The organism is Nonomuraea sp. CA-143628, assembly GCF_050942315.1.
Classification (GTDB): Bacteria; Actinomycetota; Actinomycetes; order Streptosporangiales; family Streptosporangiaceae; genus Nonomuraea.
On record NZ_CP192072.1, the window covers coordinates 5,877,771 to 5,890,657 of the forward strand.

Below are 12,887 nucleotides of genomic sequence, written 5' to 3' on the forward strand. Positions count from 1 at the left end.
TGTCTCTATCTGATCTCCTCACCGCGAGCGGGAGCGTAGGAAAGTTCGGATGCGGCAGACCCGTCGAGCCATCGGATGAGCGCGGTTGCGGCCTCGGTGATGTCGTCGGCGCCCATCCTCCAGTGCAGTGCGGTTCCTCCCTGCTGTCGGAAGGCAGCGCAGTTGTCCTCTCGGTCATCAATGAGCAGCGCGTCTTGGAAGGACATGCCGTGTCGGCTCAGCCAAGGCCCGAAGAATCCGACGGGACCTTCGCTCTTGAGTACTGCAACGTCGCTGGAACAGATCATGTCGTCGCAGACGAAGGCCCAATCGGCCAACGTTGCCGCCGGACGGTGGCCTGCCGGGCGCTGGGTCTTGCGTACCCGCCTGAACGTGTCGGCGAAGCAGTCCGCGTTGTCGGTGGACACGACGATCGAGGCACTCGTCTTGAGCTCGCGGAGCATCTCGAACAACGGAACGTTGACCCGCATCCGGGCGCAGTCGGCCAGTAGCCGGCGCCGGAGGAAGTCGTCGCGGAACCGGCGGTCCAGCTTGATGCCCATGCCTGCGATCACCTGAGTGGAGGACAGCTGGCCCTTCATCCAGGCGTGGGCCCCATCGCCGGTGAAGATCGGGGCAAGGCTTTCCGCCAGTTGTGAGTGAAGCGGATGCCGGGGATTGTCTCGGATGGATGCCCAGAAGGGATCGCAGGAGAGCACGCCATGCCAGTCAACGAATACCACTCGGTCGGGGTGCGGCACCTGCTTCATCCCTTGGTTCCTCCTGTTGGTGAGCATGCTGCGGCGACCTCAGCGTGTCTGAACGCCGTGCGCTCGAAGCCGCGAGAAGATCAGCTCTCGGAGTTCGCGTTCTTGAGCGGCCGTGTCGTGATGTCCCACCCGGTCACCGGTCGCAGCCCAGCGCTCGAGAACGTCGACGCCTGGCTGCCTCTGTGACCAGCGCACCCTGACTATCCGGAGGCACGTTCAACAGGGCGAGAACCTCCGGCATCCCCAGCCTGACGAGCATCACCGTCGCTTTCAAGGCCGCGAACCACTGACCGGCACTCACCACCTGACCGGCGATCAGCGCGGGCCGGCGGCGCGTCGCCACCTCAAGCACGAGTTGTTGCTGATCAGCAAGCTTGTTACTCACCGCGCTCGTGCTGATCTGCGGGATCGGCTGGTCGCATACAGCCCCGCCGAGGAGCGCCGCGCACCGCAACGGAGCCGGCATCCGCGAGCGAGACAGACGTGCAGGCTGGCCGGCCGGGCCCCGTCGCACGGAAACGCGGCATCTCGGGCAGAGATCCACCAGCAGCGTCCGATGCTCGGGACAAACCGCGGCCCAGCCCAGCTTCCACCAGCCCAGCCACACTCCGCCCGAAGCCGCCAGGCACATGGGGCATACCCGGCTGCCGAAGAACCGCCCACTCACGGCCCTCTGCCCGGCGGACTGACTCCTTGTCGCCCACGCGGACACCTGCCAGATCCAAGACCGAGCCGTCGAACATCTCCAGGTGCATCCCACGGACAATCTCGGAGCTCAGGCCTGTAGCCTCCGGCGTCGTGACGACGCCGTACGCCAGTGAACGAACGTCACTCGACGCGCGCACATCCAGCCCTAACGCCTCGGCGATCGTCCAGGGCGGGGATCCGTTCCGCAGGGCCATCCGATCGACCCACGACGCGAAGGACTCGCCGTACGCCGGTGCCACGACCAACGCCAGCCGCCGGGGCCAGAGCGTCATCATCTCCCGGGCCGAACCTCCTGCGATACACGTGCCTACTGACATCTCCAATGGCCTACTGCCAGATCTACTGACATCCCTGGTGCCGTACTGACATCTGCAAGCGCCTCAGACAAACCACGCAGAAATGAAGCCGCCCTTGACGAATCAAATGAACAGTCTTTTAATTTGATCATGGGGCGTATCGCGGGCGTCACCGCCGCCGAGACGCGTGAACGCTTGCTGCGAGCGGCCGCCGAGGTGTTCGCCGAGCGTGGGTACGAAGGCACGCGCGTGGCGGACATCGCCACGGCCGCCGGAGTGAGCAACGGCGCGTTGTACGCGCACTTCGGGTCCAAGGCCCAGTTGCTCGTGGCCGCGCTGCGCGCGCACGGGCCGCGCTTGCTGGCCGATCTGCTGGCCGCCGATCCGAACCGGTCGATCGCGGAGCTGCTCGTCGTGGTCGGCCGGCGGCTGCCGTACAAGCGTGATGCCGGCGGCTATCTCATCGTCGAGGCGCTGGTCGCGGCCCGTCGTGATGAGGAGGTCGCGCAGCCGATGCGCGACTACATCGGCGAACGCGCCGACTGGCTGGCCGGGCTCGCCGGCATCGCCGAGAGTGATGGCGAGCTCGACCCCGCGCTGTCGGGGAACGCGCTCGCCCACTTCTGCCTCCTGCTCGCGATGGGCAGCGCGCTCATCACCCCGGACCTGCACGCGGTGGACGACGAGGAATGGACCGCGTTGCTCACCCGCGTCGTCGCCGCCCTGGCCCCCGCCGACACCACACACCATCGAGACCACGGCTCAGAGAGGAGCACCCCAGTGAAAGTGCGGATCGACTCCGAGCGCTGTCAGGGGCATGGTCGCTGCTACGACCTCGCCCCCGACCTGTTCGGCGAGGACGACGAGGGCTACGGGCAGGTGATCGGCGAGGGGATCGTGCCGCCGGACAAGGAGCGCGCGGCGCGCCTGGCGGTGTCCAACTGTCCCGAACGAGCGATCGAGATCCTCTAGGAGGATGGATATGACCGTGGACGACCGCTTCAACGAGGATTACCGGGGGACTCTGGAAGAGCCGCCCCTGGGGTCTCGTAACGAGGTCATCACCGGGCCCGTCTCGGACTGGGCGACCGATTTCTCCCATGCCGAGCCGGAGTGGGCGGCCGACCCGTACCCCATCCAGGACGAGCTGCGGCAGCGCTGCCCGATCGCGCACACCGAGCGGTTCGGCGGCGGGTGGCTGCCGACCCGCTACGAGGACGTCGCGGCCATCGCCTACGACACCGAGCACTTCTCGTCGCGGGCGATCATCATGAGCAACTTCCGGCCGCCCGTCGAGCTGGCCCCCGTGGGCACCGCGCCGCCGATCTCCTCCGACCCGCCCTTCCACCACCACGCGCGCAAGTTGCTGCTGCCGGCGTTCACCAAGTCCGCGGTGGCCAAGCGGGAGGCGGGGACCAGGGCGTACTGCCACGCGCTCATCGACGCGATGGAGGGGCAGGACGTCGTCGACGCCGCCGCCGACTACGCCCAGCACATCCCGATCCGGGTCATCGCCGAGATGCTCGGCTTCCCGCCCGAGGACGGGGCGCAGTTCCGGGTGTTCGTCGAGAACGCGCTCGAAGGCATCAACCTGCCGCCGGAGGAACGTTTCGCCCGTTCGCAGCAGCTGTTCGACTACCTGCTCGTGCAGATCCGTGAGCATGTCGAGCACCCGCGCGACGACCTCACCAGCTACCTGATCGACGCCGAGCTCGACGGCAACAAGCTCGACCCGTCCCATGTGGCGGGCACGATGGCGCTGCTGCTCATCGCCGGCATCGACACGACCTGGAGCGCGATCGGCGCGTCGCTGTGGCACCTGGCGAAGACGCCCGCCGACCGCGAGCGGCTGGTCGCCGAGCCGGCGTTACTGCCGACCGCGATGGAGGAGTTCCTGCGGGCGTACGCGCCGGTCACGATGGCCCGGCTGGTCAAGCAGGACATGCACTGGCGCGGCGGCGACATGAAGGCCGACGACTGGATCCTGCTGTCGTTCCCGGCGGCCAACCGCGATCCGGCGCAGTTCGACCGGGCCGACGAGGTCGTCATCGACCGTGAGGTCAACCGGCACGTCGCGTTCGGCCTGGGCATTCACCGCTGTGTGGGCTCGCACCTGGCGCGCATGGAGCTGCGGGTCGCGCTCGAGGTGTGGCTGGAGCGGTTCCGGGACTTCAGCCTGGCCGACCCGGACGCCGTGACCTGGGCCGCCGGTCAGGTCCGCGGGCCGCGCACCCTCCCGATTCGCGTCAGCTGACCGACGCGCATCGGCTGGCCAATGCGCGTCAGTCGGCCTCCGTCCGGTACGGCTAACACGTGAAGGGCGTAAGGGGACGCGTCATCGCGACGCCGTCCGCCGGGTTGTCGTGTACGTACTTCGTCGCGACGATCTCGGCGGGCGCCGCTCCGCGCTCGACCCAGCTCACGATCGGGGTCAGCGTGTCGAAGACGTTCGGGCCGGGGCCGCCGCCGCAGTGGGCCATGCCGGGGACCATGAACAGCCGGGCGAACTCCCGCGTCCGCGCGACCGCCGCGCTGCCCGGCTGACGCTCACCGGAGGTGGCGCGGACCACCTGACCGTAGTAGTCGATGGTGTCGCGGGCGGAGACGACCGGATCGGCCCAGCCCGTGTACATGATGAGCTTGCCGCCGCTCCGCCGGAACGGCCTCAGGTCCGGGTCGGTGGCGTTGATGATCGGGCCGAGCTTCTTCTCGGCCAGGCGCAGGTCACGGTGGAAGTCGAAGGTCCACCAGTTCCAGTTCGGATCGTTGAAGACCCAGTAGCGCCAGAAGTTCGCCCGCGCCGGCTCGGTGGCGCCCCAGTACGAGCTCCAGCCCACCCGCACGGTGCCCGACGCGTCCACCACGGGTGCTTCGCTGCCCACCGGCCAGCCGGGGTAGATCTGCTCGCCGGTACGCGGGTCGCGGGCGCCCGCGTACATCTCCCGCAACGCCCGCACCTGGCGCTGCGTCAGACAGGTGGGAGCGTCACCGGCGGGACAGCGGAGCGAGGCGGGATCGAAGGAGCAGCGCCGCGGATCGGTGAGGAAGTCGTCGGTCGCCAGACCGCCGTCTTTGCCCCGGCACCGCTTGACGGCCGCGTTCGTCAGCAGCGGCAGCTTGGCCGCCGGGACGATCGGGTCAGGGGCGCCTTCGGGGGTGTGATTGCGGAGGAACTGCCAGAGGAAGCCGGCGTTGAGCGCGACGCGGTTGTTGCCCGGGGCGCCGGCCACGATGCCGTCGAAGTCGTCCGGGTAGCGCTGGGCCTCCATCAGCGCCTGGTGGCCGCCGGTGGAGCAGCCGATGAAGTAGGAGTAGCGCGGCTTGGCGCCGGTGTACGCCTCGACGATCGGTTTGGCGTTGACGATCGTCTCGTGGACCGCGCGGTGGCCCCAGTCGACGATGATCTCCGGATTGGCGGCGCCCTGGACGAACACGTCAGGGTCGTCACCGGTGTGCCCGGTGTCGGTGCCGACGGTGGCGTACCCGGCCGCCAGCGCGGGCCCGCCCATGGACGGGAAGTCGATGGCCGAGCTGTATCCGCCGTTGCCGAACATCAGCAGGCGCTGGTTCCATCCCTGCTGGGGGATCCACACCTCGAAGCCGATGCTGGAGTTCGGCACGGGCTTGGCGACGCCGTGGACACGGCAGAAGGCGGGTACGGACGGCAGGACCCGGCCGTCGGGAGCGGTGTGCCTGCCCGCCGGGATCGATTCGGCGAGGGTGACGGTCGTGTGGGGGAGCGTCATGGCGGTCAGGCCCTCGCACGTGCCGCTTTCCGCCACCGCAGCGGCGGACGGCTGCGCGTTCAGGGGGATCGCCATCGACAGTACGGTCGCGATCGCGGCCAAGAGCCTCCCGAGGCGGGGCATCTTCCCGGCGGGCGTCCTGAGGCGGGTCAAGCGTACGTCCTCTGTCCTGAGCCGGATCATTGGCCGTCCTTCCCCAGGAGCGTGCCGAGCCGGATCTCGGTGCCGCCGGATCCCACACGCAGGTGGACCCGGCCCGCCGGAGCGTCGGAGTCGATCTCGGGATAGTCGTCGCTGGACACGGTCACGCGGAGGCTGTGGCCGGCGCTCAGCCGATAGTGGGTCGGCCAGGTGCGGATCTCCAGGTCATACGCCTTGCCCGGCCGGACGGGGACGGCCCGCTCGTGTCCGAACCGGTGGCTCGCCTTCAGCCAGCCCTGGGTGATGCGGACGGCCGTACCGTCGGGGGCGACGTCCTCGACCACGACCGCGATATTGCCGTCGGTGGCGCTGAAGGCGGCGCGCACCTTCGCGGCTACGTCGCCGGCCAGGACGGTGTCGCGCTGATAGGGCCGTGTCTGGAAGGTGAGTCGCTCGTCCGGGGTCGCGGGGGTCGTCTCGGTGTTGACGGTGAAGGCGAGAGTGGACGGTTTGGTCGATCCGGTCGTGAGTGTGCCGTCGGCGCCCAGGCCGAGCCGGGTCTGCCGGGTGCCGGGAGGGGGCCAGGTGGCGAACTGCTGCCAGCCGGTGCCCGGCACCTGATAGGAGGTCACCTTGGCGGCGGGCAGCGGAGCGTCGGCGCGGCCGGCCAGCCAGTGGTCCCACCAGGCGAGGTAGGCGCCGTTGCCGATGTCGGCCTGCTGGCCCGACGGCCAGCCGTGCTGCCAGGGGCCGGCGACCAGCCAGACGTTCTTCGGGCGGGCCTGGAAGTTCGCCACCATGGCGGCCCGGTATCTGTCGTACCAGCCGGCGATCTCCAGGACCGGGACGTCCAGGTTCTTCCAGCGGGCCTTGACGCTGCGCTCTCGCCAGTAGTCGTCATAGAGCGGGTGCTCGGCGTAGGTCACCAGGGTGTCGGGCGCGACGGCGCGCTGCCAGTCCCGGATCCTGGCCGAGTAGATGCCGCCCCGGTAGATGGTGTTCTCGTACCAGTCGCTGATTCCGTCGACGGGGATGATCGCGGCCAGATGGGGCGGCTTGTTCACCGCGACCAGGAGGGAGGAGTGGCCGCCGTAGCTGACGCCGGTCTGCCCGACCTTGCCGGTGGACCAGGGCTGGGCCGCCAGCCACTCGATGAGGTCGTAGTTGTCGCGTTGTTCCTGCGCGCTGAACGGGTCGAGGCGCCCGGGGGAGGCGCCCGTGCCGCGGGCGTTGCACACGGCGGCCGTGTAGCCACGGGTGACGAAGAAGGCCGCCGCCTGACCCTGTGGCTGCAGTTGGTCATAGGAGTTGTAGTCGTAGACGATGCCGGGGAAGCGGCCGTCGGTGGGCTTGCCGTCGGCGCCGGCGGGGCGGTGCAGGTCGCAGGCCAGGTGGCTGCCGTCGCGCAGAGGCACCGAGACCCGCTCGGTGTGCACGCCGTACGCGGCGGCCCGATCGTAGGAGAAGAAGCGATCCGGGGGCAGCACCGTGTCGGCGTGCGCGGGGGTGGGTGCTGCCAAGAGGGCGGACAGGGTGGACAGGGCTGCGGCGATCCTGCCGTACTTCATGGGGGGTTCCTCGCGCGGTCAGAGGGAGATGGCGCCGGTCAGGAGCGCGGCCACGGTCATGACCAGGGTGGTGGCGAACGCCCAGCCGAAGATGAAGCGCTGGTGCTGGCCGAGTTGTACGCCGCTCATGCCGACGAGGATGAACGTCGCGGCGGTGAGCGGGCTGAGGGGGAAGCCGGTGGTCATCTGGCCGAGGATGGCGGCCCTGGCGACCTCGGCGGACTCGATGCCGAAGCCGCCGGCGGTCTGGGCGAGCACGGGCAGTACGCCGAAGTAGTAAGCGTCGGGGGTGAAGACCAGGCTGAGCGGCATGCCGGTGATCGCGACCAGCACCGGCAGGTGGCCGCCGAAGGAGTCGGGGATGATGTTGACGAACGCGGTCGCCATCTCGTTGATCATCTTGGTTCCGGTGAGGATTCCGGTGAAGACCCCCGCGGCGAAGATCATCGTGGTGACCAGGACGACGCTCTTGGCGTGCCTGTCGAGCAGTTCCTGCTGCTTCTCCCAGGAGGGGTGGTTGACCAGCGCGGCGATGGCGAACCCGACCACGAACAGCACCGGAAGCGGCATGACCTGCAGGATCAGCCCGACGAGCAGCGCGACGGTCAGCGCCAGATTGAAGATGGTCAGGGCCGGGTGCGTGCGCGACGGGGCGAGGGGCGTCCCCGGCCCGTCTCCGGCGACGAACTCGGGCGTGGGTTCCGGCGCGGGCTCGGGCAGGGACACCGTGCCGAGACGACGGCGTTCGCGCAGGCCGATCAGGTACGACGCCACCAGCACCCAGACGATGCCGATGACCATCGCGGGCAGCACCGGGGTGAACACCTGCGAGCTGTCCAGCTTCAGCACCGCCATCGCCCGCGCGGTGGGGCCGCCCCAGGGAATCATGTTCATCACACCGGCGCCCAGGCAGACGACGCCGGTGAGCACCAGCGGGCTCATCCGCAGCCGCTTGTAGACGGGCAGCAGGGCCGAGACGGTGATGAGGAAGGTCGAGGCGCCGTCGCCGTCCAGGGCGACGCACATCGTGATCACGGCCGTGCCGACGGCGATCCGCAGCGGGTCGTCCTTGGCCAGGCGCAGGATGCCACGGATCAGCGGGTCGAACAGCCCTGTGTCGATCATCAGGCTGAAGTACAGGACCGCGAAAGCGATCATGATGCCGGTGGGCGCCACCTTGCCCAGCCCGGCGAGGATCATCGGGCCCATCTCGGCGCCGAAACCGCCGGCGAGCGCCGTCAACACCGGGACCAGCACCAACGCGGTGAGGACCGACACGCGCCTGGTCATGGTGAGCACCAGGAACAGGCCGATGGTGAGAAAGCCGAGGAGCGCGATCATCGAGGTCCTTTCGGAGGGTTACGGAGAAGTTTCCGAGCGCTGACCTTTCACGTCCACCATCAAAAGTGGATTTATCCATGCGGTATGTGCATAGGTTGGCCTCATGGACGCTACTCTCCGGCAACTCGCCGCCTATGTCGCCGTGGCCAGGGCGGCGAGCTTCACCGCCGCGGCGGCGCACCTGCACGTCTCGCAGTCGACGTTGAGCCGCGCGGTCGCCGACCTGGAGCGGGTGCTCGACGCCCGCCTGCTGGAACGCGACACCCGCAACGTCCAGCTCACCGCGGCGGGCCTGGAGACCCTGCGGGTGGCCGAGCAGATCGTCGGCGCCCACGAGTCGGGGATGAAGGAGCTGCGACGCTACCTGCTCGGCGAGTCGGGCGTGGTGGCCGTGGCCACGCTGCCCTCGGTCGCGGCGGTGCTGCTGCCACGCATGATCTCCGCCTTCCGGCGGCAGCGGCCGCAGGTGGCGGTGCGCATCATGGACGGGCTCGAAGGGGCGGTGCTCGGCAGGGTGCTGTCGGGTGACGCCGACTTCGCGATCACCACGGTGGGCGCGTCGCCGGATCGGCTCGACCACCGTCCGCTGATCCGCGACCAGTTCCACGCCGTACTGCCCGAGGGGCACCCGCTCGCCGAGGGTGACGAGGTCACCTGGGAGGAGCTGGCCGCCGAGCCGTTCCTGGCCGTCGGGCCGCAGTCCAGCGTCCGCAGGCTCACCGACGCGGCGTTCGCCCAGGCGGGCGCCGCCGTGACGCCCGCGGCGGAGGCGAGCAACGTGGCGACGGTGGGCGGCCTGGTCGCCGCCGGTCTCGGCGTGTCGGCGATGCCCGCCCTGGTCCTGCCCCTCCTGGGTCCGGGGCACATCGTGCACCGCCGCTTGACCGGGCCCGTGGTGGAGCGGCGCCTGGACGTCGTGGTCCGGGCGCGGCGAACCTTGCCGCTCGCGGCGGCCGCGTTCCTGGACGTGCTCGAAGAGTTCCGTACGGAGCTGCCGCCGGGAGTCTCCTGGATGGGTTAATGCGTAAATAGCATGAATTTATCGACTTCTTGTGCTGGACCCGCATTTCTCGCCTTGGGCAGGATGACAGCACCGGACAGTGCGAAGGAGCTCATGCGTGGCGACCGAAGAGGCGACGGAACAGGCGACCGAACAGCAGCACGGCCAGGGGCAGTTGCGTGGTCTGAAAGTGGTGGAGTTCGCCCATGTGGTCGCCGGGCCGCTGGCCGGGTCCATGCTCGCCGACCAGGGCGCCGACGTGATCCACGTCGAACCCCCAGGCGTCGGTGACGCCGCCCGCGCCATGGGCCCCACGCGCGACGGCGTACCGCTGTGGTTCAAGGTCGCGGGCCGGAACAAGCGCTCGGTGACCCTGGACCTGCACGACCCCGACGGCCGGCAGGTGGCGCACCGGCTCGTGGCCTGGGCCGACGTCGTGATCGTCACGCTGCGCCCCGGCCGGCTGCGGGCCTGGGAGCTGGACTGGGAGGCCGTGCACCGGATCAACCCCAAGGCCGTCCTGCTGCAGATCTCCGGGTTCGGCGCGACGTCCTCGCGGGCCGACGCGCCGGGCTTCGGCAAGGTCGGCGAGGCCAGGAGCGGTGTGGTGCACCTGACCGGCTTCCCCGACGGGCCGCCCGTGCACACCGGGTTCTCCCACGGCGACGCCGTGACCGGGCTGATGGGCGCGTACGCCGTGCTCGCCGCCCTGCATCGGCGGGCCAACGACCCCGCCTTCGACGGCGAGTGGATCGACCTGGCCCTGTTCGAGCCGCTGTTCCGGCTGGTCGAATGGCAGGTCATCACGCATGACCAGCTCGGCGTCGTGCCCGGCAGGTCCGGCAACCAGCTGGCCGTCGCACCGGCCGCGGTCATCAACACCTACCTGTCCGGCGACGGCGAGTGGATCACCGTGACCTCCGCGACCCTCCGCTCGGTCCTGAACGTCGTCCGTCTCCTGGGCCTGCCCGAGGAGGAGTACGACACGACGCAGCGGCAACTCGCCGGCCGGGAACGGCTGGACCAGGGACTGCGCGAATGGGTGGCCGCGCGGGGGACCGCCGAGTGCCTGGAGGCGTTCGCGGATGCCGAGGTGGTCGCCTCCCGCGTCTTCACCGCCGAGGACATCGCCGGTGATCCCGTGTACGCCGAACGCGGCGACATCATCACCGTCGACGACCCCGACCTCGGGCCGGTCCGCATGCAGGCCGCCCTCCCGCACTTCCACCAGCGACCCGGGCACGTCTGGCGAACCGGACCCGCGCTCGGGCAGGACAACGCCCTCGTCTACCGGCAGTGGCTCGGGCTCGGCGCCGACCAGCTCGCGGATCTGGAGAAGCGCGGTGTCATCTGACCGGCCGCCGCTGCGCTCCCTGCTCTTCGTCCCCGGCACCCGTACCGAATGGCTGGCCAAGGCGGCGGCCGCCGGAGCCGACGCGGCCATCCTCGACCTGGAGGACGCCGTCCCGCAGGCCGGCAAGGGCGCCGCTCGCGCGCGCGTGGCCGAGGCCGTCGCCCGCGCGACGGGCGACATGGCGCTGTTCGTCCGGATCAATCCCCTCGACGGCTGGGCGTCCGCCGAGGACCTGCGCGCCATCACGCACGCCCGTCTGGCCGGGGTGGTCCTGCCCAAGGTCGCGGGTGAAGGGGACGTACGCCTGGCCGACCGGCTGCTGAGCTGGTGCGAGCGCGAACACGGCCTGCCCGAGGGCCACATCACCCTTGTGCCGCTGCTGGAGAGCGCCGCCGCGCTGCGTGCGGCGTACGACATCGGCCGGGCCGCGCCCCGCGTCGCCTACCTGGGCGCGGTCACCGGCAAGGGGGGCGACGTCGAGCGGGCGGTCGGCTACCGCTGGAGCCCTGAGGGCACCGAGACACTGGCGCTGCGCGCCCGTGTCCTGCTGGACGTGCGGGCGGCGGGCGCGCCCTGCCCGGTCGCGGGCCTCTGGACGAACATCGCCGACCTCGACGGACTGCGGGCGTTCGCCGAGCAGAACCGCTCCCTGGGGTACGAGGGCATGATGGCGATCCACCCCTCCCACGTCCCCGTGATCAACGAGGTCTTCTCACCCACCCCGGAGGAGCTCGCCCGCTACGCGCGGATGATCGCCGCCATGGAGGAGGCGCAGGGGCACGGCGCCGGGGCGATCACCTTCGAGGGGGAGATGGTGGACGAGGCCATGGCCACCCGGGCACGAGTTGCCATTGATACATACGGAAAGAATCCAGAAACTTTCGGAACTTCTCAGCGACCGTAGGGGGCAGTGCTCCCTCGCACCACGAGTTCGGTGGCGAGCTCGATCCGGTTCTGCGGCACGGGCTCGCCGTGCGTGAGCGCCACCAGCATCCTGGTGGCCGCGGCGGCCATCTCGGTGAGCGGCTGGCGGATCGTGGTCAGCGGCGGGATGGCCCACCGCATCGGCGGGAGGTCGTCGAAGCCGATCACGCTCAGGTCGTCGGGGATGCGTAGCCCCCGCTCGTAGGCCGCCCCGTAGACGCCCGTGGCCTGCCCGTCGTTACAGGCGAAGATCGCGGTGGGCGGGTCGGGCAGCCGCAGCAGCCGATGGGCCATGGCCAGGCCGCCTTCGACCAGGAAGTCTCCCGCGCAGATCAGGTCCGGGTCGACGGGCACGCCGGCCATGTCCAGCGCCGCGCGGTAGCCGTCGAGGCGGGCCCGGCTGGACAGCGCGTAGTCGGGGCCGGTGATGATGCCGATCCGCCGGTGGCCGAGCCGCAGCAGGTGGCGGGTCGCCGACAGGCCGCCGGTCCAGTTGCCGGCGCCCACCGAGGGCACCTGGTGGCCGGGCTCGCCGCTCGGATCCAGCAGGACCAGCGGGATGTCGCGGCTGGCCAGCTGGTGGCACTGCGCGTCGGTCAGGCTGCTGAACACCGCGATGACGCCGCTGGGCCGGCGCCTCAGCACGCCCTCGATCCAGCTCCGGCCCGGTGTGTGGTGGTGCTGCAGCTGGGAGAGCACCAGCGCCAGGTCGTGCTCCTGCGCGACCCGCTCTACGCCCTTGATGATCTCTATCGGGTAGTCGCCCTCCAGCGCGTGGAAGACCAGCTCCACCAGGGCGGCGGGGCTGTCGCGCCGCCTCTGCCGACGGTAGCCGTGCTCGCGGATGAGCCTCTCGACCAGGGCCCGGGTCTCCGGCGCGACCTCGGAACGGCCGTTCACCACTTTGGAGACCGTGGCCGTGGACACTCCGGCCAGCTCGGCGAGCTGCGCGATGGTCAGCGGCTGGCTGGGCGCGGTGCCGGCTGCGGGGCCGGATGCGGGCGGCTCCTGGGTCGCGGTCATGGGCGCAGTCTAACGCCACGCTTTCAGGCTTCTGTCC

The 12,887-nt window shown here is 70.1% G+C and carries 11 protein-coding genes; 5 read left to right on the forward strand and 6 right to left on the reverse strand.

Features of this window, described 5'->3' with window-relative positions; genetic code table 11:
• Window positions 1–5: 5 nt before the first annotated feature.
• Together ACQP2T_RS26860 and ACQP2T_RS26865 are read right to left on the reverse strand one after the other, a co-directional pair.
• Window positions 6–749 carry a hypothetical protein gene (locus ACQP2T_RS26860; RefSeq protein WP_433518807.1) on the reverse strand — a complete coding sequence of 248 codons (744 nt, stop codon included), beginning with the start codon at window positions 747–749 and terminating at the stop codon, window positions 6–8.
• 133 nt (window positions 750–882) lie between these two features.
• Window positions 883–1,134, reverse strand: a complete 252-nt coding sequence (locus ACQP2T_RS26865) for a hypothetical protein (RefSeq protein ID WP_433518808.1) — start codon at window positions 1,132–1,134, stop codon at window positions 883–885.
• Window positions 1,135–1,903: 769 nt separating this feature from the next.
• Between ACQP2T_RS26865 and ACQP2T_RS26870 the strand changes: the two genes are divergently transcribed.
• Window positions 1,904–2,725 (forward strand): TetR family transcriptional regulator, encoded by an 822-nt coding sequence (locus ACQP2T_RS26870; protein WP_433518809.1) that lies wholly within the window; start codon window positions 1,904–1,906, stop codon window positions 2,723–2,725.
• A 10-nt stretch (window positions 2,726–2,735) separates the two neighbouring features.
• Complete coding sequence (locus ACQP2T_RS26875; RefSeq protein WP_433518810.1) at window positions 2,736–4,007, forward strand: cytochrome P450; 1,272 nt, start codon at window positions 2,736–2,738, stop codon at window positions 4,005–4,007.
• A 52-nt stretch (window positions 4,008–4,059) separates the two neighbouring features.
• Here ACQP2T_RS26875 and ACQP2T_RS26880 read toward each other — a convergent pair whose 3' ends face one another.
• From ACQP2T_RS26880 to ACQP2T_RS26890, 3 genes are all read right to left on the reverse strand, one after another.
• The gene (locus ACQP2T_RS26880; protein ID WP_433518811.1) at window positions 4,060–5,574 is read right to left on the reverse strand and encodes a tannase/feruloyl esterase family alpha/beta hydrolase; all 1,515 of its coding nucleotides are present in this window, start codon (window positions 5,572–5,574) and stop codon (window positions 4,060–4,062) included.
• Window positions 5,575–5,678: 104 nt separating this feature from the next.
• On the reverse strand, window positions 5,679–7,208 hold the full coding sequence (locus tag ACQP2T_RS26885; protein WP_433518812.1) for a CocE/NonD family hydrolase: 1,530 nt from the start codon (window positions 7,206–7,208) through the stop codon (window positions 5,679–5,681).
• A gap of 18 nt (window positions 7,209–7,226) precedes the next feature.
• Entirely contained in the window at window positions 7,227–8,549 is a 1,323-nt protein-coding gene (locus tag ACQP2T_RS26890; protein ID WP_433518813.1) for a CitMHS family transporter, read from the reverse strand.
• A gap of 103 nt (window positions 8,550–8,652) precedes the next feature.
• Between ACQP2T_RS26890 and ACQP2T_RS26895 the strand changes: the two genes are divergently transcribed.
• The 3 genes from ACQP2T_RS26895 (at window position 8,653) to ACQP2T_RS26905 (ending at window position 11,807) form a co-directional block, all read left to right on the forward strand.
• Window positions 8,653–9,570, forward strand: a complete 918-nt coding sequence (locus ACQP2T_RS26895) for a LysR substrate-binding domain-containing protein (protein WP_433518814.1) — start codon at window positions 8,653–8,655, stop codon at window positions 9,568–9,570.
• Between the two features lie 97 nt (window positions 9,571–9,667).
• Entirely contained in the window at window positions 9,668–10,903 is a 1,236-nt protein-coding gene (locus ACQP2T_RS26900; protein ID WP_433518815.1) for a CaiB/BaiF CoA transferase family protein, read from the forward strand.
• Window positions 10,893–11,807, forward strand: a complete 915-nt coding sequence (locus ACQP2T_RS26905; RefSeq protein WP_433518816.1) for an HpcH/HpaI aldolase/citrate lyase family protein — start codon at window positions 10,893–10,895, stop codon at window positions 11,805–11,807. Before ACQP2T_RS26900 ends, ACQP2T_RS26905 begins: the two co-directional genes overlap by 11 nt.
• Here the strand turns inward: ACQP2T_RS26905 and ACQP2T_RS26910 are convergent.
• On the reverse strand, window positions 11,795–12,850 hold the full coding sequence (locus ACQP2T_RS26910) for a LacI family DNA-binding transcriptional regulator (RefSeq protein ID WP_433518817.1): 1,056 nt from the start codon (window positions 12,848–12,850) through the stop codon (window positions 11,795–11,797). The two genes, ACQP2T_RS26905 and ACQP2T_RS26910, sit on opposite strands and share 13 nt — an antisense overlap.
• Between the last annotated feature and the right edge of the window lie 37 nt (window positions 12,851–12,887).